The sequence below is a fragment of the Burkholderia sp. 22PA0099 genome (assembly GCF_047497165.1).
Classification (GTDB): domain Bacteria; phylum Pseudomonadota; class Gammaproteobacteria; order Burkholderiales; family Burkholderiaceae; genus Burkholderia.
This window is the reverse complement of sequence record NZ_CP163165.1, coordinates 328,748-350,239: the sequence shown is the minus strand read 5'-3', so window position 1 is coordinate 350,239 and position 21,492 is coordinate 328,748. Positions and strand designations below refer to the sequence as shown.

Here is a 21,492-nt window from a genome sequence, read left to right as displayed (position 1 = left end):
GAATCCAACATCGCGTTCCACGAGTGGCTTGACTCGGCGACCTAATGACACGGCCCGGTCTGCGCCTTCGCGAAGACCGGGCCCTGCTGCTTCATGCAGCGCGTCGAGCGCTCAGGCCATGAGCGTTGTTTGCATCGCGGCATGCACCATCAGGTCCACATCCTGCGCGGCGTTGTGAGCGCCGGGGTAGCCGGCAACGTCGAGCATAGGCCGCCCTTCGTTGCCCGCTGCCGCGAGGTCCGGCATGCCGCGCACCGGTGCGCCGCCCCCCGCCCGAAACAGCTCCTGATGGCCAGGGTTCAGCAGGTCCGCCAACGACAGCCTCGGCGGGTTGTCGCCGGCACCGTGATCGACATGGGAACCCCCGTCGCTTTCGTCGTGATCCATCCCGTCCAACAACTCGGCGATCGATCGCGTCGATGGCGCCGGGCGGCTGATCGTGCCGCCATAATCGAACGTGAACTCGGGTGACGTCAGCACCAGGCCATTGGCATCCGTCACGCTCGCCGTCAGCGTATGCGTACCCTGCTGCATGCCGGTGGGCAGCGCCAGCGACCACGAACCGTCGGTACCCGCCGTGACCTTTCCGATCGAGGTGCTGCCGTCGTAGACCGTCACCTGCGCCAGCGCGCCCGCGTGTCCCGACACGCTCGGAAATGCGTTCAGCACGACCGAGTCGATCACCGGCGCGACCGCCGATCCGCCGCTCACCGCGACCGCATTGTTCACGAACAGTTCGGCCTTCAGCGCGTCGTTCCGGTAGACGACATACTGCTCGCCGTTGATCACGAAATTGCCCGCGCCGGTCCAACTGCCGGCCGCCAGACCGGAAATGCCGGCCAGCTCCACCCGGTCGCCGGCGTTGCCCGTCACCCGCACCTGGGAGTAGCCATCCTGGCGGAAAACATCCGGGTGGCCGAGATTCAACACATCGGCCATCGAGATCCGCAACGTGTTGTCGCCCGAGCCGGTCAGGTCGATCACCTCGATGCCGCTGATCTTGTCGGTCGCGCCGCTGTTCAGCGCCGTGACGTCGAGCACCTGATTCCCTCCCGTCAGTTGCAGTGTGTCGTTGCCCACACCGCCATGCGCACCCGCGTTGGCGCCCGAGAAATAGCCGACATCGGACACGTTGAATACCGTCTCCTGGCTTCCGCCGTAGTACGCCATATCACCGGTGAGCATTTGCCGCGTCGGCGAGTCCCCGAACACGGGGCGATCACCCGAACCGAAGGAGCCGGTGAAAACGATGTTGTCCACCCAGTTCATGCCCGCGTCGACCGATCGCCATTCATTGTTGATTTCGACGCGCGTAAATTCCCTGCCGACATCGATATTGACGTACTGATGCACGCCGCCTGCTGCCGAGTACCCGCGGGACGTGTAAATCAGGCTGCCATTGTTGTCGTAGAAATACAGCTTGACGACCTCCTGCGTCGTCATGTCGCCCAGGTCGAACGACATGCGCGTGGCAGACATCCCATCTTTCAGGTCCAGCCGCACCCTGCCGGTTATCGCCAGCACACGCGAGGTCGGCGCCTCGGCAATAACGGAGGGTGCCCACGCAGTCACATCTCTACCCGTCAACAAACCCTGCCGCCAAACGCCGCCAAGCGCGTCGAGACAGGTCACGTCGAAATAGCGCGTGGACGCCGTAGCCCCATACCTGAACAAATATGAGTCGCTCGACAACGACTCGAAGTTCTCGGAAATGGTGCCTTCCGATTGGAAGTGCTCGACACCACGATACGACGAGATATTGCCGGCCGTATCGACCATGGCCGCCAGCACCTGCTTCGCGCCCATCACCGGCGCATAAAAGCTCGCCACACCCGAGGCAGCCTCCTGCTGGCTCAGAACGTGTTCGTACAGGCGGCCGTCGATCATCAGCGACAGCTTCCAGTCCGCTGCGACCTGCTCCGGAGAGAATCTCACCGCCACCGAGCCGATGGTGTGATTGACCAACATGTCGGTTGGCATCAGCACCGACGTCTTCAGCGTGACCGCCGTGCTGTCCTGCTCGCCCTGCTCGCCCGCGGTATTCACCACGCGCGTCTGGATCGCCCAATTGCCGGTGTGCGCGTTCGGATCGATCGCCACCCACTTGCCGTTCGACTTCATCAACGCGTCCTGCCAGGTGCGCCCGCCGTCGGTCGAGGTTTGCACCCGGTCGCTCGCGCCGAGCACACCCACGATGTGCCCCTCGATCAGCCGGCCCGCCGTGCCGTCGTTGGTCAGCCAATCGCTGTGCGACAACCCGGTATCGCGCCCCGCGTCGTCCACCACCGCGTGTGCGGTCGGCTGGGTCGGCCCGACGACGTAGTCGAAGTTTGGCGACGACGGACTCAAATTGCCCGCTGGGTCCCTGGCCGTGGCCGTCAACGTGTGATTGCCGACCGACATGCCAGGCGGCAGCGGGAACGTCCATTGGCTGTCGGGGCCGGTCGTCGCGGTGCCGAGGAAGGTGTTGCCGTCATACACGTCGACCGTCGAATACGGCTCCGCATGGCCCGACAGCGTCGCGGGAGTGCCCGCCGACGCGGAATCGATCATCGGCGGCGGCGGCGGCGTCACATCGACCTCGATGATGTACGCCTCCGACGGCGCGCTCTGCCCGTCCGCATTGCTCGCCCGCACCGACAGACGGGCCAGGCCGTCCGGCAGCGGCTGCGTTAATTGATACGTCCACGTTCCGTTCGAGCCGACCCTGACGGTACCTACTTCGTTGTTGTCGACGCGGACGTGAATGGTCGAGCCGACGTCGCCGCGCCCGCTCAACACCGGGCGCGGGTCGTTCGTCAGCCCGGCCTGGCCGATCGGGCCGGTATGCGGCTCGACGTTGTCGGTCACGGTGTCGATGGTCGGGCGCGACGGCAGATCGTCGGGCACCGGCGCGGTCTCATTGTCGAGAACGAACGTGAACTCGGCCGACTTCTGCGCCACGCCGCGGCCATCCGTCACGCTCGCCGTCAGCGTATGCGACCCCGGCTGCATACCGCCGGGCAGCGCCAGCCACCACGAGCCGTCCGGGTCCGCCGTGACCGTCCCGATCGCGGTATCGCCGTGGTAGACCGTCACCTGTGCATGGGCGCCCGTGTGTCCCGACACGCCCGGCGATACACCCTGCTCGACCCAATCGATCACCGGCACGATCGACGATCCGCCGCTCACCGCGACACCATTGCGCACGAACAGCTCGGCCTTCAGCGCATCGTTCCGATAGACCACATACCGCTCGCCGCCGATCATGAAAGTGCCTGCACTGGCCCAACTGCCGGCCGCCAGATCGGGAATGCCGGCCAGTTCCACCCGGTCGCCCGCATTGCCCGTGACTCGCATCTGCGAGTAGCCGTCCTGGCGGAACGCATTCGGGTGGCCGAGATTCAGCACATCGGCCGTCGACATGCGCAACGTGTTGTTGCCCGAGCCGGTGATGTCGATCACCTCGATACCGCTGAGCTTGTCGGTCGCGCCACTGTTCAGCGCCGTGACGTCGAGCACCTGATTCGCGCCCGTCAACTTCAATGTGTCGACGCCCGCACCGCCATGCGCGCCTGCGCGAACGCTCGAAAAATAGCCGACATCGGACACGGTGAACACCGTGTCACCGCTTGCGCCGTAGCGCGCGATCGTGCCGGTGAGCGCTTGCTCGGTCGGTGCATTGAGCGTCGCGGCGTGATCGTCCCTGTACGACGAGATATTGCCGGCCGTATCGACCAGGGCCGCTGAAACCTGCTTCGCGCCCATGACGGGCGCATCGAACCTCGCCAAACCCGTGGCGAGCGCCGTCGCGCTCAACGCATGTTCATACATGCGGCCGTCGATGATCAGCAACAGCTTGTAGCCCGGCGCGACCTGCCCCGGGGAGAATTTCACGGTCATCATGCCGCCGTTGCCATCGAACGACACGTCGGTCAGCATCGCCGTCGAGGTCTTCAGCACGACCGCCGTGCTGTCCCCGCTCCGGGTGCCTGCGCCATTCATCACGCGCGTCTGAATCGTCCAGTTGCCGGTGTGCGCATTCGGATCGATCGCCACCCATTTGCCGTTCGACTGCATCAACGCGTCTTGCCACGTACGCCCGCCGTCGGTCGAGGTTTGCACCCGGTCGCCCGCGCCGAGTGCCCCCTCGATGTGACCGCTGATCAGCCGCCCCGCCGTGCCGTCGTTGGTCAGCCAATCGCTGTGAGATGCCCCGCTGTCGCGCCCCGCTTTGTCCACCACCGCGTGGGCGGTCCCGGGGATGCCGGGCGATCCGTGATCGATGATCGGCGTCGTCGTGGCAGCCGCCTCGACCTCGATGGTGTACGCCTTCGACGGCATGCTCAGGCCGGCCGAATTGCCTGCCTGCACCGACAGACGGCACAAGCCGTCCGACAGCGGCTGCGGCAATTGATACGTCCACGTTCCGTCGGAGCCGACTTGGGCGGTGCCGACCTCGCGCCCTTCGGCACGGATGTGGATGGTCGAGCCGACGTCGCCGTGCCCGCTCAACACCGGACGCGGGTCGTTGGTCAGCCCGGACTGGCCGATCACGCCGGTACGCGCCCCGACATTGCCGGTCACGGTGTCGATGGTCGGGCGCGACGGTTTCTTGACTGCAGATTGGTTTGCCATGATCTAAAACATCCCTGAAACAGGTTTTGATGAAGATCCGGGGCGCGTGCCGAATCGCGCAACAACACGCTGGCGGCGCAAATCGAGGCGGAACTGCTCGACGAGCCCGGGGTCGCGGTTGGGAAGGCATCGTCACGCATAGCGGCCATGCGTGACGATGCAAGAGCTTTGTAATGTATAGATGGGCGATACCGGCATCCATGCTGGACACGGCCGTTGCTTGACCTGAATCGAACATTGCGCTGCACGCAGTTGACTCAACCGGTGATTTTTGTGATTAACGATTTCCGCAGTGGTAATGATTGCGCGCGCAACATGATGAATCGTCGCACCAACGAGACGCTCGAAGCAGGCAACGTCAACGCGGTGCCCGCATAAACGAAAGGGCCCGGTCTTCGCGAATGCGAAGACCGGGCCCGGTTGCCTCATGTGGCGCGTCGAGCGCTTATGGCATGAGCGTGGTTTGCATGGCGGCCTGCATCATCAGGTCCACATCCTGCGCAGCGTTGTGAGCGCCGGTGTGGCCGGCACCGTCAGGCACCGGCCGCCCTTCGTTGCTCGCGGCCGCAAGTTCCGGCGTGCCGCGCACCTGCGTACCGCCATCCGTCCGGAACAGTTCCTGATGGCTGGTGCTCAACACGTCCGCCAACGACAGCTTCGGCGTGGCGTCGCCCGCACCGTGATCGGCATGGGTACTGTCGCTCGCATCGTGATTCATCCCGTCGAACAACCCCGCAAGCGACCGCGACGATGGCGCCGGATGGCTGATCGTGCCGCCAAAATCGAACGGGAACTCCGCCGACTTCAGCGCCAGGCCGCCGGCATCCGTCACGCTCGCCGTCAGCGCATGCGCCCCCGGCTGCATGCCGCTGGGCAGCGCCAGCGTCCATGTGCCGTCCGCGCGCGCCGTGGCCGTCCCGATCGAGGTATCGCCGTCGTAGACGGTTACCTGTGCCTGCGCGGCCGCGTGTCCCGACACGCTCGGCGATCCGTTCAGCACCACCGAATCGATCGCCGGTACGACCGACGACCCGCTGCTCAACGCAACGCCATCGCGCACGAACAGTTCGGCCTTCAGCGCGTCGTTCCGGTAGACGACATACTGCTCGCCGCCGATCACGAAATTGCCTGCACTGGCCCAACCGCCGGCTGCCAGATCGGGGATGCCGGCCAGCTCCACCCGGTCGCCCGCGTTGCCCGTCACCCGCATCTGCGAGTAGCCATCCTGACGGAACGCATCCGGGTGGCCGAGGTTCAGCACGTCGGCCATCGACATGCGCAACGTGTTGTCGCCCGAGCCGGTGATGTCGATCACCTCGATACCGCTGATCTTGTCGGTCGCGCCGCTGTTCAACGCCGTGATGTCGAGCACCTGATTGGCGCCCGTCAGTCGCAGTGTGTCGTTGCCCACACCGCCATGCGCACCCGCGTTGGCGCCCGAGAAATAGCCGACATCGGACACGTTGAATACCGTATCCTGGCTTCCGCCGTAGTACGCCATATCACCGGTGAGCGCTTGCCAGGTCAGTGGATCGCGAGTCACGGGGCGATCACTCGTACCGAAGGAGCCGGTGAAAACAATGTTGTCCACCCAGTTCATGCCGTCGTCGGCCGATCGCCATTCATTGTTGATTTCGACGCGCGCAAATTCCCTGCCGACATCGATATCGACGTACTGATGCACGCCGCCTGCTGCCGTGTATTCGCGCGACGTGAAAATCAGGTTGCCATTCTTGTCATAGAAATACAGCTTGACGACCTCCTGCGTCGTCATGTCGCCCAGGTCGAACGACATGCGCGTGGCAGACATCCCATCTTTCAGATCCAGCCGCACCCTGCCGGTTATCGCCAGCACACGCGAGGTCGGCACCTCGGTAATAACGGCGCCGTCCCACCCAGCCACATCTCTACCCGTCAACAAACCCTGCCGCCAAACGCCGCTAAGCACGTCGAGACAGGTCACGTCGAAATAGCGCGTGGACGCCGTAGCCCCCTGCCGGTATAAATATGAGTCACTCGACAACGACTCGAAGTTCTCGGAAATGGTGCCTTCCGATTTGAAGTGCTCGGTACCCCGATACGCCGAGATATTCCCGGCCGTATCGACCATGGCCGCCACCACCTGCTTCGCGCCCGTCACCGGCGCATAGAAGCTCGCCATGCCCGAGGCAACCTCCTGCTGGCTCAGAACGTGTTCGTACAGGCGGCCGTCGATCATCAGCGACAGCTTCCAGTCGGCTGCGACTTGCTCCGGGGAGAATCTCACCGTCACCGACCCGTAGTCGTGATTGACCGACACGTCGAACGGCATCGCCGTCGAGTCCTTCAGCGTGACCGCCGTGCTGTCCTGCTCGCCCTGCTTGCCGGCGTCGTTCACCACGCGCGTCTGGATCGTCCAGTTGCCGGTGTGTGCATTCGGATCGACCGCCACCCACTTGCCGTTCGATTTCATCAGCGCGTCTTGCCACGTACGCCCGCCGTCGGTCGAGATTTGCACCCGGTCGTGCGCGCCGAGCACACCCTCGATGTGTCCGCCGATCAGCCGGCCCGCCGTGCCGTCGTTGGTCAGCCAATCGCCGTGAGATATGCCGCTGTCGCGCCCCGCGTCGTCCACCACCGCGTGGGCGGTCGGCACCTCGGGCTCGACGACGAAGTCGAAGTTCGCCGACGATTGGCTCACATTGCCCGCGGGGTCGCGGGACGTGGCGGTCAACGTGTGATTGCCGACCGACATGCCTTCCGGCAGCGAGAGCGTCCATTGGCTGTCGGCGCCGGTCGTCACGGTGCCGAGGAAGGTCTTGCCGTCGTACACGTCGATCGTCGAGTACGGCTCTGCATGGCCGGACAGCGTGGCCGGGGTGCCGGACGATGCGTGATCGATGGTCGGCGGCGGCGGCGGGGTCACGTCGACCTCGATGATGTACGCCTTCGACGGCATGCTCTGCCCGGCCGAATTGCTCGCCCGCACCGACAGACGGGCCAGGCCGTCCGGCAGCGGCTCCGGCAGTTGATACGTCCATATTCCGTTCGAGCCGACCCTGACGGTGCCCACTTCGTTGTTGTCGACGCGGACGTGGATGATCGAGCCGGCTTCGCCGTGCCCGCTCAGCACCGGGCGCGGGTCGTTGGTCAACCCGGCCTGGCCGATCGGGCCGGTATGCGGCTCGACGTTGTCCGTCACCGTGTCGATGGTCGGGCGCGACGGCGGTTTATCCTGCTTCTGGCCGCCGGGATTCCCGGGCACTTCGGGGACCTCGGGAGCCGAGGGCACCTCAGGGTCGCCAGGCGCGGGGGCTGTCTCGCCTGCCACATCGAACATGAAATCAGCCGATTTCAGCGCCAGGCCGCCGGCATCCGTCACGCTCGCCGTCAGCGTATGCGCGCCCGGTTGCATGCCGCTGGGCAGCGTCAGCGTCCATGTGCCGTCCGCGCCCGCCGTGGCCGTCCCGATCGCGGTATCGCCACTGTAGACCGTCACCTGCGCGTGCGCGGCCGCGTGTCCCGACACGCTCGGCGATCCGCTCTGCTCGACCGCGTCGATCACCGGCACGATCGACGACCCGCTGCTTACCTCGACGCCCTCGCGCACGAACAATTCGGCCTTCAGCGCATCGTTCCGGTAGACGACATACTGCTCGCCGCCGATCACGAAAGTGCCTGCATTGGCCCAGCCGCCCGCCGCCAGATCGGGAATGCCGGCCAGCTCCACCCGGTCGCCCGCATCGCCCGTCACCCGCATCTGCGAGTAGCCGTCCTGGCGGAACGCATCCGGGTGGCCGAGATTCAGCACGTCGGCCATCGACATGCGCAACGTGTTGTCGCCCGAGCCGGTCAGGTCGATCACCTCGATACCGCTGAGCTTGTCGGTCGCGCCGCTGTTCAGCGCCGTGACGTCGAGCACCTGATTCGCGCCCGTCAGCTTCAGCGTGTCGACGCCAGCACCGCCATGCGCACCCGCTCCGGCACCCGAGAAATAGCCGACATCGGCCACGGTGAATACCGTGCCGCCGCTGCTGCCGTAGTGCGCCGCATCACCGATCAGCGCCTGCTCGGCCGCCGGATCGATGGTCACGGGGCGCTCATCCGTACTGCCGGGGCCGGTGAAGACGATGTTGTCCACCCAGCTCGCGGTGTTGTAGTACGACTGCCATTCCTGGTTGATTTCGACTCGCGCGAATTCCTGGCCGACATCGATATCGATCTTCTGATGCAGGCCGCCGTCAGCCGTGTATTCGGGGGACGTGAAAATCAGGTTGCCATTCTTGTCATAGAAATACAGCTTGACGACCTCCTGCGTCGTCATGTCGCCCAGGTCGAACGACATGCGCGTGGCAGATACCCCGTCATGCAGGTCCAGCCGCATCCTGCCGGTTATCACCAGTACGCGCGAGGTTGGCGCATCGGCAAGACTGCCGCCCGTACCTATGAGATTGATATCCTCCTGCAGGCCTTCAAACCAGGCGGAGTCGGCCGAGTCGAGACGGGTCACATCGAAATAGCGCGTGGACACGCTGTCGGAAGCTTTGTAAAAGAATACCGAATTCACCGAATCGAAGTTCTCGGAAACGCTGTTCTCCGTCGTGACGCGCTCAACTCCGTGATACGGCGAGATATTGCCGGCCGCATCGACCACGGCCGCCACCACCTGCTTCGCGTCCGTTACCGGCGCATCGAACGTCGCCACGCCCGAGGCGAGTTCCGACGCGCTCAGCACGTGTTCGGACAGGTGGCCGTCGATCATCAGCGACAGCTTCGAACCCGGCGCGAGCTGCTCCGGGGAAAATTTCACCGTCATCTTGCCAGCGTCGCTATCGAACGACACATCGGTCGGCATCGTCGTCGCGGCCCTCAGCGTGACCGACGTGCTGTCCTCCTCGCCTTGCTCGCCTGCAGCGTTCACCACGCGCGTCTGGATCGTCCAATTGCCGGTGTGCGCATTCGGATCGATCGCCACCCACTCTCCGTTCGCCTTCATCAGCGCGTCTTGCCACGTGCGCCCGCCATCGGTCGAGACCTGGACCCGGTTGTCCGCGCCGAGCGCCCCCTCGATGTGACCGCTGATCAGCCGGCCCGCCGTGCCGTCGTTGGTCAGAAAATCGTTCTGATGCTCCCCGTTGTCGCGCCCGGCTTGGTCCACCACCGCGTGTGCGATCGGCTGCCCGACAACGTAGTTGAAGCTCGACGACGCCTCGCTCGCATTGCCCGCGAGATCGCTCGCCGTGGCCGTCAACACGTGCTTGCCGTCCGCCATGTCGTCCGGCAGCGGGAACGTCCATTGGCCATCGGCGCCGGCCGTCACGGTGCCGAGCAAGGTCTTGCCGTCATACACGTCGACCGTCGAATGCGGCTCCGCATGGCCGGACAGCGTCGCAGGGCTGTCGAGCGACACGTGATCGATGACCGGCGATGACGGCGGGGTGACATCCACCTCGATCTTGTACGCCTTCGACGGCACGCTCTGCCCGGCCGAATTGCTCGCCCGCACCGACAGGCTGCATTGGCCTTCGGGCAGCGGCTGCGCCAATTGATACGTCCACGTGCCATCCGGGCCGACCTCGGCCGTGCCGACTTCTTCGCCGTCGACGCGGACGTGGATGATGGCGCCGACGTCGCCGTGGCCGCTCAACACCGGGCACGGGTCGTTGGTCAGGCCGGCGGGATCGATCGCACCGGCATGCGGCCCGACGTTGCCGGTCACGGTGTCGATGGTTGGGCGGGACGGTTTCTTGACTGCAGGTTGATTTGCCATGATCTAAAACATCTCTGAAACGAGTTTCGATGAAGATCCGCGGGCGCGTGCCGAATCGCACAGCGACACGCTTGTGGCGCAAATCGAGGCGGAACGGTTCGACGAACCTGGGATCGCAGTTTGGAAGGAAGGATTCAAGTGGTTACGCGTAGCGGCCATGCGTAACGACGGCGCGTGCGCCGAATCCTGACATGGATCAATCGATCTTCATTGGCAGAACGAAAGACATTTGTAATGTACAGGCGTATGACATATGCATCCAGATCAGACACGACCGTTGCTTGACCTGAATCGAGCATTGCGCTTTATAACTCAATGGATTCGGCAATTTACTTCGACCCCAACTTGCATTGCGGGAACGATCACGCGTACAACATGACGGCTCGCCGGGCCGCCGGACGCTCGAAGCCAGCGACTTCACGGCATTCGCCCGCATAAAACGACAAGGGCTCGGTCTGAGCATTCGCAAAGACCGAGCCCTAGTTGCGCCATGCGGCGCGTCGAGCAGTTAGGCCATGGCCGTGGTTTGCATCGCGGCATGCACCATCAGGTCCACATCCTGCGCGGCGTTGTGAGCGCCGGTGCAGCCAACACCGTCAGGCACCGGCCGCCATTCGTTGCTCCCCGACGCGAGTTCCGGCATGCCGGGCACCTGTGCGTCGTCGCTCGCGCCAAGCTTCACCGCTACGTGTGCGCCGCCATCCGCTCGAAACAGATCCGGATGGCTTGGATTCAGCAGATCCGCCAACGACAGTTTCGGCGTGTTGTCGCCGGCCCCGTGATCGACATGGAAACCCCCGTCGCTTTCGTTGTGATCCATCCCGTCCAACAACGCGGCGATCGACCGCGTCGATGCCTTCGTGCCGCCGATCGTGCCGTCAAAATCGAACGTGAACTCGGCCGACTTCAGCGCCGGGCCGCCGGCATCCGTCACGCCCGGGGATGCGTTCCGCTCGACCGGGTCGATCACCGGCACGATCGACGAACCGCTGTTCGCCTCGACGCCATCGCGCACGAACAGCTCGGCCTTCAGCGTGTCGTTCCGGTAGACGGCATACGGTTCGCCGCCGATCACGAAATTGCCCGCGCCATCCCAACCGCCAGCCGCCAGATCGGGAATGCCGGCCAACTCCACGCGGTCGCCCGCGTTGCCCGCCACCCGCATCTGCGAGTAGCCATCCTGGCGGAATGCATCCGGGTGGCCGAGATTCAGCATGTCGCCCATCGACATGCGCAACGTGTTGTCGCCCGTGCCGGTCGGGTCGATCATCTCGATACCGCTGATCGTGTCGGTCGCGCCACGGTTCAACACAGTGACATCGAGCACCTGATTCACACTCGTCAGTTGCAGTGCGTCGTTGCCCACACCGCCATGCGCCCCCGCGCCAGCGCCGGAAAAATGGGCGACATCGCCCACGGTGAATACCGCCCCGCCGTTCTCGCCGGCGTCCGCGACATGACTGGCGAGCGCTTGCGGGTCCGGCTGATCGGAGAGCAAGGGGCGATCGCTCGGGCCGACCTCCGTACCGGAGAAGACGATGTTGTCCACCCAGTTCATGGTCATGTTGTCCGACCGCCATTCCTCGTTGATTTCGACGCGCGTGAATTCCTTGCCGACGTCGATATCGATTCGCTGATGCAGGCCGCCTTCGGCCGTGTACCCCGGGGACGTGTAAATCAGGTTGCCGCTCTTGTCGTAGAAATACAGCTTGACCACCTCGTTCGTCGTCACGTCGCCCAGGTCGAACGACATACGCGTGGCAGACCGCCCGTCATGCAGATCCAGCCGCACCCTGTCGGTTATCGCCAGTGCGCGTGTGGGCGGGCGCTCGCTGACAGGGACGCCCGGCATCGCGACATTTGCCCCGGTCAACAAGCCCTCATGCAAGATGACGGCATTGAGCCCGGGAGAATCCAGACGGGTCACATCGAAATAGCGCGTGGACGTGTGCTGGCCGGCGAAGTGCAAATATATTTCTGCCGGCAACGAGTCGAAATTCTCGGAAATGCTGCCCTCCACCGTGCAGTCGAAGCTCGCCGACAATTCGCTCGCATTGCCCGCGGGATCCCTGGCGGTGGCCGTCAACGCATGGTGGCCGACCGCCATGCCAGACGGCAGCGATAACGTCCATTGGCTGTCGGCGCCTGTCGTCGCGGTGCCGAGCAAGGTCTTGCCGTCATACACGTTGACCGTCGAATAGGGCTCCGCCTGGCCGGACAGCGTCGGGGCGCTGCCGGACGACGCTTGATGGATGGTCGGCGGCGGCGGCGCGGTCGTGTCGACCTCGATCATGTACGCCTCCGACGGCATGCTCAACCCGGCCGAATTGCTGGCCCGAACCGACAGACGGCACAAGCCGTCCGACAGCGGCTCCGGCAATTGATACGTCCACTTGCCGTTCGGTGCGACCTTGACGGTGCCCACTTCGTTGCCTTCGACGCGAACGTGGATGATCGAGCCGACCTCGCCGCGCCCGCTCAATACCGGGCGCGGATCGTTCGTCAGCCCGGCCTGGCCGATCACGCCGGCATGCGGCTCGACGTTGTCGATCACCGTGTCGATGGTGGGGTGCAACTGCCGCTGGACTGCTGATTGATTTGCCATCATCTGAACCTCTCTGAAACGGATTTCGGTGAAGATCCAAGGCCGCGGCACAACTGCAGTTGTGCCGCGGTGCTGCCTGTCGCGCAAATCGAGGCGGAACGGCTCGACGAGCCCGGGGTCGCTGTTTGGAGGAAAGAACCCAGATCCTTACGCATGGCGCACATGCGTACCGGCGGCGCGCGCACTGAACCCTGATATAGGTCAATCAATGTTGATCGGCACAACGAAGAGATTTGGATGTATTGACGTGCGACCTATGCATCCAGACTGGTCGCGGCCGTTGCTCGGCCTGACTCGCACGGCACGACGGCTCGATGCGACGATGCGACACTCGACACCGGCAGCTTCAACGCGGCATTCACCCGCGTGAATGACATGGCCCGGCCTTCGCATCCGCGAAGACCGGGCCATGCCGCATCGTGCAGCGCGCCGGGCCGGTTATGCCATGGGCGTCGGCGGCATCGCGGCCTGCACCATCAGGTCGATATCCTGCGCGGCGTTGTGAGCGCCGGTGTAGCCAACACCGTCGGGCACCGGCCGCCCTTCATGGCTGCCCGACGCGAGTTCCGGCATGCCGGGCGCCCGCGCGCCGCCATCCGCCCGAAACAGCTCCTGATGACCGAGGGGGAACAGCACGTCCGCCAACGACAGCTTCGTCGTGTTGTCGCCCGAGTCGATCGTCGGCGCGATCGACGATCCGCTGGTCGGCCGTGCCGCCGTGCCGTCGTCGATCGGCCGATCATCGGGATGCTCCCCGCTGTCGCGCTCCGCTTCGTCCACCACCGCGTGGGCGGCCGACTGCGCCGACCCGACGGCGTAGTCGAAGCTCGCCGACGATTGGCTCACATTGCCCGCGGAATCCGTGGCAGTGGCCGTCAACGCGTGGTGGCCGGCCGCGATGCCGTCCGGCAGCGGGAATGTCCATCGGCTGTCGGTGCCGGTCGTCACGGTGCCGAGCAAGGTCTTGTCCGCATACACCTCGACCTTCGAATACGGCTCCGCACGACCGGACAGCGTCGCGGCGCTGTCGGCCGACGCGTGATCGATGGTCGGCGCCGACGGTGGGGTCACGTCGACCTCGATCATGTACGGCTGCGACGGCACGCTCAGCATGCCCGCATTGCTCGCCCGGGCCGACAGTCGGAACAAACCGTCCGGCAACGGCTGCGGCAATTGATACGTCCACGTTCCGCCCGCGCCGACCTCGACGATCCCCACTTCGAAACTGTCGACGCGAACATGGATGATCGAGCCGGCGTCGCCGTGCCCGCTCAACACCGGGCGCGGGTCGTTGGTCAACCCGGCCGGATCGATCACCCCGGTGTGGGGTTCCACGTTGTCGGTCACGGTGTCGATGGTCGGGCGTGACGGCCGCTTGAATGCTGATTGATTTGCCATGATCTGAACCTCTCTGAAACGGATTTCGGTGACGATCCAACGCTGCGCACCCAACTGCGATCGCATAGCGCGCACCCTTTCGCGCGAATCGAAGCGGAACGGCTCGACGAGCCCGGGATCAACGGTACGGAGAAAGGATTCGGACCATCGCGCACGGCGACCATGCGTATCGATGCCGCATGCGCCGAACTCCGATAGGGAGGGCCCCGGCGCCTCATCCGCGGGAAAGGCGCTGCGTAATGTACAGACGCTCGATCCCCGCACCCCGACTGGACGCGCCCGTTGCTTGACCTGAGTCCAACATTGCGTTCGACAAACCAACTTGGCCGCGCACCGGGGCCGGCCGATGGTTCCTGGCGAAATCCGCTATACTTGCGGCCACTTGTCGCCGCGACAGCGGGGCGAGACGGAACACTCGAATGACGCGCCGATTTGCTGACTCGATTGCGGGCGCGCGAACCCCAGCCACCAGGCCGCGGGTTCATTACAAATGCGGCTAAAGAGGTCGTCAGCCGCGCATCTTTCACTCCGCGCTTCGCCGACGCCATTTAGCCGCCCAGTCATAAGGCGGAACGAATGGAATCGATCGGCATCGTCGCTCCACAGACCATGCATTTCGCCGAACCGCTGCGGCTCCAGAGCGGCAGCGTGCTCGGCAACTATCAGCTTGTCGTCGAGACCTACGGCGAACTGAACGCCGCGCGCTCGAACGCGGTGCTCGTGTGTCACGCGCTCAACGCCTCGCACCACGTCGCGGGGCTGTACGCGGACGATCCGCGCAGCACCGGCTGGTGGGACAACATGGTCGGCCCCGGCAAACCGCTCGACACCAACCGCTTCTTCGTGATCGGCGTGAACAACCTCGGCTCGTGCTTCGGCTCGACCGGCCCGATGAGCGTCGATCCGTCCTCCGGCACGCAATACGGCGCGCGCTTCCCGGTGGTGACGGTGGAGGATTGGGTCAACGCGCAGGCACGCCTGGCCGATGCGTTCGGCATCGAGCGCTTCGCCGCGGTGATGGGCGGCAGCCTCGGCGGCATGCAGGCGCTGGCCTGGAGCCTGATGTACCCGGATCGTGTCGCGCACTGCATGGTGATCGCCTCGACGCCGAAGCTCTCGGCGCAGAACATCGCGTTCAACGAGGTGGCGCGCTCGGCGATCCTCTCCGATCCCGATTTCCACGGCGGCAACTACTACGCGCACAACGTGATTCCGCGTCGCGGCCTGCGCGTGGCGCGCATGATCGGCCACATCACGTACCTGTCGGACGACGACATGGCCGAGAAATTCGGCCGGGCGCTGCGCCGCGTCGACGGCGCGCTCGACGCCTACAACTTCAACTTCGACGTGGAATTCGAAGTGGAGTCGTACCTGCGCTACCAGGGCGACAAGTTCGCCGAATACTTCGACGCGAACACCTACCTGCTGATCACGCGCGCGCTCGACTACTTCGATCCGGCCAAGGCCTTCGAGGGCAACCTGACCGCCGCGCTGGCGAAGACCACCGCGAAATACCTGGTGGCCAGCTTCTCGACCGACTGGCGGTTCGCGCCGGCGCGCTCGCGCGAGCTGGTCAAGGCGCTGCTCGACAACCGCCGCGACGTCAGCTACGCGGAAATCGATGCCCCGCACGGGCACGACGCGTTCCTGCTGGACGACCCGCGCTATCACAACGTGGTGCGCGCCTATTACGAACGAATTGCCGCGGAGGTGGGCGCATGAACCAGCAAGCCTTGACGATGCTTTCGGCCCGGCCGGACTTCCGCGCGATCGCGCGCTGGGTCGAGCCGCGCTCCACCGTGCTCGACCTCGGCTGCGCCGATGGGTCGCTGCTGGCGCTGCTCGCGGAGGAACTCGAAGTGAGCGGCTACGGCATCGAGATCAACGATGCGGGCGTGCTGGGCTGCGTGAAGAACGGCGTGCACGTGATCCAGCAGAACCTGGAAGACGGGCTGCGCCTGTTCGAGGATCAGAGCTTCGATTTCGCGATCCTCTCGCAGACCTTGCAGACCATCCACCAGACCGCCGCGATCCTGCGCGAAACCGTGCGCGTGGGCCGCGAGTGCATCGTGTCATTCCCGAATTTCGGTTACTGGGCGCATCGCTTGTCGGTGCTGCGCGGGCGCATGCCGGTGTCGAAATCGCTGCCGCACCAGTGGCACAACACGCCGAACGTGCGGGTGCTGACGATCAAGGATTTCGAGGCGCTCGCGCCCGAAGTGGGCGTCGAAATTCTCGATCGGGCCGTGCTGCACGGCGGCCAGCCGGTCCGCTGGGGCGCGAACTGGCGTGGTAGTCTTGCGGTCTATCGCGTCAAGCGAGCCCCACTCTGACGATCTTTTCATGACATCTTCCGAGCAGCGCGACACGCCGGCGCTGGCCGCACACGACGATCATCCCGGCTGGCGCGCGTTCCTGAACCGGCGAACGCTGATCTGCGTGTTTCTCGGCTTCACCTCGGGCCTGCCGCTGTTTACGCTGATCTACCTGGTGCAGGCGTGGCTGCGCTCGGAAGGGGTGAACCTGAAGGAAATCGGCCTGTTCGCGCTGATCCAGATCCCCTACACATGGAAGTTCCTCTGGGCGCCGCTGATGGACCGCTTCGTGCCCCGCCTGCCGGGTTGGCGGCCCGGGCGGCGACGCGGCTGGATGCTGGTCACGCAATTGCTGGTGGCGGTGGCGATCGGCACGCTCGGCTTCGTCTCGCCGCGCGATTCGATCTGGACCGTGGCCGCGCTGGCCACCCTGGTGGCGTTCTTCGGCGCCAGCTCGGACATCGTGATCGACGCCTACCGGCGCGAGCTGCTGCATGATGCCGAACAGGGGCTCGGCAATGCCGTCCACGTCAACGCCTACAAGATCGCCGCGCTGGTGCCCGGCTCGCTGTCGCTGATCCTCTCCGATCACCTGCCGTGGAGCCTCGTGTTCATCGTCACGGCCCTGTTCATGCTGCCGGGCATGGCGATGACGCTGTGCGTGCGCGAGCCTGAAGTGCGCGGCACGCCGCCGAAGAACCTGCGCGAAGCCGTGGTGCTGCCGTTCAGCGAATTCCTGCAACGCGGCGGCTGGCGCAACGCGCTGCTGGTGCTCGGCTTCATCTTCCTGTTCAAGCTCGGCGACACGATGGCGACCACGCTGTCGACCTCGTTCTTCCTCGATATCGGCTTCAACAAGACGCAGATCGGCGTGCTCGCCAAGACCACCGCGTTCTGGGCCAGCCTGGCCGGCGGCATCCTGGGCGGCGTCTGGCTCGTCAAGATCGGTATCGCGCGCGGGCTGTGGATCTTCGGCTTGATTCAGATCGTCTCGACGCTCGGTTTCGCGTGGCTCGCCAAGGCCGGCCCCGATCCGGTGCTGATGGCGGGCGTCTACGGCTTCGAAACCTTCTCGACCGGCCTCACGCTGGCCGCCTTCACGGCCTATATCGCCAGCACCACCGATCCGCGCTACACGGCCACGCAGTTCGCGTTGTTCACGAGCCTGGCCTCGGTGCCTCGCACGCTGGCCTCGGCGTCGAGCGGCTTCATCGTCGCGCAGATCGGCTGGCTCGATTACTTCCTGGTGTGCGCGGCGCTCGGCATTCCGGGCATGTTGCTGCTGTTCAAGGTCGCGCCGTGGCGCGGCGGGCAGAGCGGAGCGGCCCGTGCGAGCTGAACTGGCGGCCGCGCTCGGGCGAGCCGGCGCGCTGCTGGCCGGCGCGCTGCTGGCCTGCGCGGCCGGGCAGGCGTTCGCGGCCGGCGAGCCGGTGCACGGCACGCATGCCACCACCAACGCGGTGGCTGCCGCCAACGGCGCGAACCACGCGGGCGGCCCGGTCGCGGCCTACGCGCCGCCGCCACGCAGCGTGCATTACGGCAACGCGTTCGCGTTCCGCAACCTGGTGTCGTCACCGATGCTCGAGCAGATCACGGCCGCGCAATACCAGCAGATGGTGCAGGCCGCGGCGCGCGCCGGCACGCTGGTGCCGGCCGGCGACCCGCGCGTGAAACGGCTGCGCGCCGACGTCGACCGGCTCGCGCCGTATGCGGTGAAGTGGAACGAACGCGTGAAGGGCTGGCACTGGGAAGTGAACGTGGTGCGCGCCCGCACCACCCGCATCGTCTGCCTGCCGGGCGGCAAGCTGCTGGTCGACAGCGGGCTGCTGGCGCGGCTCCATCCGAACGACGATGAACTCGGCGTGCTGGTGGCGCACGAAATCGCGCATGCGCTGCGCGAGCACGCACGCGCAGGGCTGGGCGACATGCAGGTGCCGGCCACGCTCGGCACGAACCCGATCTCCTCGCTGTACGGCCTGACCGAGCCGCTGCCCGCGCAGCCCGACATCGCCGAGCGGCTGGCCACGCTGCGCTACGGCGCGACCGACGAAACCGAGGCCGACGTGATCGGCGGCGACATCGCCGCGCGCGCGGGCTTCGATCCGCGCGCGGCCATCACGCTGTGGGACAAGCTGGCCGTCGCGACGCGCGGCGACCGCAAGCATGGATTCATCTACGCGCACCCGTACAGCAGGCACCGCCGGCAGGATCTGCTCAAACGGCTGGCCGACTGGATGCCGACCTATGCAAAGGCGATCCGCAAGCCGGTCGGGTTGTTGCCGTCCTACGCCGGCATCAGTGCTGTGCGGCCGGTTTCGGAGCGGCGTTGAGGGCTGGTTTGGCCCCGGTCGGGTTATTGCCGCCCCCTACGCCGGCATCAGTGCGATGCGGCCGGTTTCAGAACGGCGCTGAGGGCCGGTTTGCGCCCCGGTTGCGGGCCGCCTGGCCGGTGTGAGGCGGCTTCATCGAGGCTTCCACCCAGGCTTCGACGCCACTTCTTGCCCCTGCCTCGCGCGGCATCGGCGCCGCCCTCAAGCAGCGTCGGTCACCACGCACTCACCGCCTCGTCACTCCACCTCCACCGTCGCATCGCTCGCCACCGCGCCGTTGGCCGACTGCACCCAGCGCACCTCGTCGCCGGGGCTGCGGCCGAACATCCGCTTGAATTCGCGGCTGAACTGCGACGCGCTGACATAACCGACCCGCGCCGCCGCCACGCTCGCGCTCACGTTCTGCTGCACCATCATCAGCCGCGCATGGTGCAGGCGCGTGGCCTTCACGTACTGCATCGGCGAGGTGCCCGTCACGCGCCGGAAATGCGCGTGGAACACCGCCGCGCTCATGCCGGCCTCGGCCGCCAGCACGTCGACCGAATGCTCGCCGCCGAGATCGACGTGAATGCGCCGCAGCGCCTTCGCGATCCGGCCGAAATGATGCTGCTGGGCCAGCGCCGCGCGAATCCCGTCGCCCTGCTCGCCGGTCAGCACGCGGTAGCCGATCTCGCGCATGATCGACGGCCCGAGCACGCGCGTGTCGTGCGGCGATTGCAGCACTTCGAGCAGGCGCAGCACGGCGTCGGCGAGCGGTGCGTCGAGCGGCGTCGAGCAGATGCTGTCCGGCTCGCTGACGGCCGCGCCGTGGGTTTCCTCCAGCAGCATCGCCAGCTCGGCGATCACGCCCAGATCGATGCGCACCGTGATCGCCAGGAACGGCCCGTGCGGCGCCGTATAGGTTTCGCACTCGAACGGCAGCGGCACCGACAGCACCAGATACTGCCGCTCGTCGTACACGAAGGTGCGCTCGCCGACATAGCCGACCTTGCGCCCCTGGCAGACGATCACGATGCTCGGTTCGTACAGCACCGGGCAGCGCGGCAGCGTGGTGCTGACGCGCATGAAGCGCACGCCTTCGAGCGTCGCGTCGGTGACGCCGTCGCTCGGCGCGAGCTGGCCGAGCAGTTCGATGATGCGCTGCTGCACGCGCAGGTCGCCATCCGGAATCAAGGGTACGAAGCTCATGAGCCATCCGCCGCCGCAATAGGATCAGGCTTGCAATCTAGCATTGCGGGCGTCCACTGCGTGCTGCACCCGCACAATTCGAGAGCATTAGGCAACGCTTCAAGACCTTCAGGTATATCGGCCGGCACCCCGCATCCTTAGTATGGGAACCCGTTTCGCACCCGACCGCCGCGTCGGCAGCCGGGCGAAGCGTTCCGAATTCAACAGTAAGGAGCCCTCCCATGAGCACGACTTACGCCTACGCGGCGCAGAGCGCGACCAGCCCGCTCGCCGCCACCGAAATCCAGCGCCGTGAACTGCGCGATCTCGACGTCCAGATCGAGATCCTCTACTGCGGCGTCTGCCACTCGGATCTGCATCAGGCCCGCAATGAATGGAAGAACTCGGTGTACCCGGTGGTGCCCGGCCATGAAATCGTCGGCCGCGTGAGCGCCGTCGGCCCGGACGTCACGCGCTTCAAGACCGGTGAGCTGGTCGGCGTCGGCTGCCTGGTCGATTCGTGCCGCACCTGCCCGAGCTGCGGCGAAGGCCTGGAACAGTATTGCGAAAACGGCTGGGTCGGCACCTACAACGGCAACGACCGCGTCACCGGCGACCTGACGTTCGGCGGCTACTCGTCGCAGATCGTGGTCGACGAAGCGTTCGTGCTGCGCGTGCCAGAATCGCTCGATCCGGCCGCCGCCGCGCCGTTGCTGTGCGCCGGCATCACCACCTACTCGCCGCTGCGCACCTGGGGCGCCGGCCCCGGCAAGAAGGTCGGCATCGTCGGCCTGGGCGGCCTCGGCCACATGGGCGTGAAGATCGCCCGTGCGATGGGCGCGCATGTCGTGCTGTTCACCACCTCGCCGTCGAAGATCGAAGACGGCAAGCGCCTGGGCGCGCACGAAGTGGTCATCTCGAAGGATGAGGCGCAAATGAACGCGCACCTGAACAGCTTCGACCTGATCGTCAACACGGTGGCGGCCACCCACGACCTGAACCCGTTCCTGAACCTGCTCAAGCGCGACGGCACGATGGCGCTGGTCGGTGCGCCGGAGCACGATCACCCGTCGCCGCAGGTGTTCAACCTGATCATGAAGCGCCGCCGCCTGGCCGGCTCGCTGATCGGCGGCATCGCCGAAACGCAGGAAATGCTCGATTTCTGCGCCGAGCACGGCATCGTGTCGGACATCGAACTGATCAAGATCCAGGACATCAACGCCGCCTACGAGCGCATGCTCAAGAGCGACGTGAAGTACCGCTTCGTGATCGACAACGCCTCGCTGCAGCCGGCTGCGTAAAGGCTGTTGC

General features: G+C 65.6%; 11 protein-coding genes. 6 read left to right on the top strand and 5 right to left on the bottom strand.

Features of this window, described 5'->3' with window-relative positions:
- Positions 1-111: 111 nt before the first annotated feature.
- On the bottom strand, positions 112-4,617 hold the full coding sequence (locus tag AB4851_RS16775) for an Ig-like domain-containing protein (protein WP_414450734.1): 4,506 nt from the start codon (positions 4,615-4,617) through the stop codon (positions 112-114).
- Between the two features lie 216 nt (positions 4,618-4,833).
- On the opposite strand from AB4851_RS16775, the gene AB4851_RS16770 reads away from it, so the two are divergent.
- Positions 4,834-4,995, top strand: coding sequence for a hypothetical protein (locus tag AB4851_RS16770; RefSeq protein ID WP_414450733.1), 162 nt, complete (start codon positions 4,834-4,836; stop codon positions 4,993-4,995).
- Between the two features lie 67 nt (positions 4,996-5,062).
- Here the strand turns inward: AB4851_RS16770 and AB4851_RS16765 are convergent, their stop codons facing one another.
- From AB4851_RS16765 to AB4851_RS16755, 3 genes are all read right to left on the bottom strand, one after another.
- A complete protein-coding gene (locus AB4851_RS16765) occupies positions 5,063-10,366 on the bottom strand; it encodes an Ig-like domain-containing protein (RefSeq protein WP_414450732.1) in 5,304 nt (1,767 codons plus the stop codon).
- Between the two features lie 508 nt (positions 10,367-10,874).
- Positions 10,875-12,974 (bottom strand): Ig-like domain-containing protein, encoded by a 2,100-nt coding sequence (locus AB4851_RS16760; RefSeq protein ID WP_414450731.1) that lies wholly within the window; start codon positions 12,972-12,974, stop codon positions 10,875-10,877.
- Positions 12,975-13,409: 435 nt separating this feature from the next.
- Positions 13,410-14,633 carry an Ig-like domain-containing protein gene (locus tag AB4851_RS16755; RefSeq protein WP_414450730.1) on the bottom strand — a complete coding sequence of 408 codons (1,224 nt, stop codon included), beginning with the start codon at positions 14,631-14,633 and terminating at the stop codon, positions 13,410-13,412.
- Positions 14,634-14,945: 312 nt separating this feature from the next.
- Between AB4851_RS16755 and metX the strand changes: the two genes are divergently transcribed.
- From metX to AB4851_RS16735, 4 genes are read left to right on the top strand one after another with little or no spacing between them, the layout of a single operon-like run.
- Complete coding sequence (metX, locus tag AB4851_RS16750) at positions 14,946-16,091, top strand: homoserine O-succinyltransferase MetX (RefSeq protein ID WP_414450729.1); 1,146 nt, start codon at positions 14,946-14,948, stop codon at positions 16,089-16,091.
- Positions 16,088-16,702 carry a methionine biosynthesis protein MetW gene (metW, locus tag AB4851_RS16745; protein WP_414450728.1) on the top strand — a complete coding sequence of 205 codons (615 nt, stop codon included), beginning with the start codon at positions 16,088-16,090 and terminating at the stop codon, positions 16,700-16,702. Before metX ends, metW begins: the two co-directional genes overlap by 4 nt.
- Before the next feature lie 10 nt (positions 16,703-16,712).
- Entirely contained in the window at positions 16,713-18,023 is a 1,311-nt protein-coding gene (locus tag AB4851_RS16740) for an AmpG family muropeptide MFS transporter (protein WP_414450727.1), read from the top strand.
- Complete coding sequence (locus tag AB4851_RS16735; RefSeq protein WP_414450726.1) at positions 18,013-19,014, top strand: M48 family metallopeptidase; 1,002 nt, start codon at positions 18,013-18,015, stop codon at positions 19,012-19,014. The genes AB4851_RS16740 and AB4851_RS16735 overlap by 11 nt, the downstream gene beginning before the upstream one ends.
- A 237-nt stretch (positions 19,015-19,251) precedes the next feature.
- On the opposite strand, the gene AB4851_RS16730 is transcribed toward AB4851_RS16735, so the two are convergent.
- On the bottom strand, positions 19,252-20,202 hold the full coding sequence (locus AB4851_RS16730; protein ID WP_414450725.1) for an AraC family transcriptional regulator: 951 nt from the start codon (positions 20,200-20,202) through the stop codon (positions 19,252-19,254).
- Positions 20,203-20,423: 221 nt separating this feature from the next.
- Between AB4851_RS16730 and AB4851_RS16725 the strand changes: the two genes are divergently transcribed.
- Positions 20,424-21,482 (top strand): NAD(P)-dependent alcohol dehydrogenase, encoded by a 1,059-nt coding sequence (locus tag AB4851_RS16725; protein ID WP_414443420.1) that lies wholly within the window; start codon positions 20,424-20,426, stop codon positions 21,480-21,482.
- Positions 21,483-21,492 lie beyond the last annotated feature (10 nt).

Coding starts and splice junctions, on each gene's coding strand:
- AB4851_RS16725 (WP_414443420.1), top strand. CDS start 20,424: ATGAGCACGACTTACGCCTACGCGGCGCAGAGCGCGACCAGCCCGCTC.
- AB4851_RS16775 (WP_414450734.1), bottom strand. CDS start 4,617: ATGGCAAACCAATCTGCAGTCAAGAAACCGTCGCGCCCGACCATCGAC.
- AB4851_RS16765 (WP_414450732.1), bottom strand. CDS start 10,366: ATGGCAAATCAACCTGCAGTCAAGAAACCGTCCCGCCCAACCATCGAC.
- AB4851_RS16740 (WP_414450727.1), top strand. CDS start 16,713: ATGACATCTTCCGAGCAGCGCGACACGCCGGCGCTGGCCGCACACGAC.
- metW (WP_414450728.1), top strand. CDS start 16,088: ATGAACCAGCAAGCCTTGACGATGCTTTCGGCCCGGCCGGACTTCCGC.
- AB4851_RS16760 (WP_414450731.1), bottom strand. CDS start 12,974: ATGATGGCAAATCAATCAGCAGTCCAGCGGCAGTTGCACCCCACCATC.
- AB4851_RS16730 (WP_414450725.1), bottom strand. CDS start 20,202: ATGAGCTTCGTACCCTTGATTCCGGATGGCGACCTGCGCGTGCAGCAG.
- metX (WP_414450729.1), top strand. CDS start 14,946: ATGGAATCGATCGGCATCGTCGCTCCACAGACCATGCATTTCGCCGAA.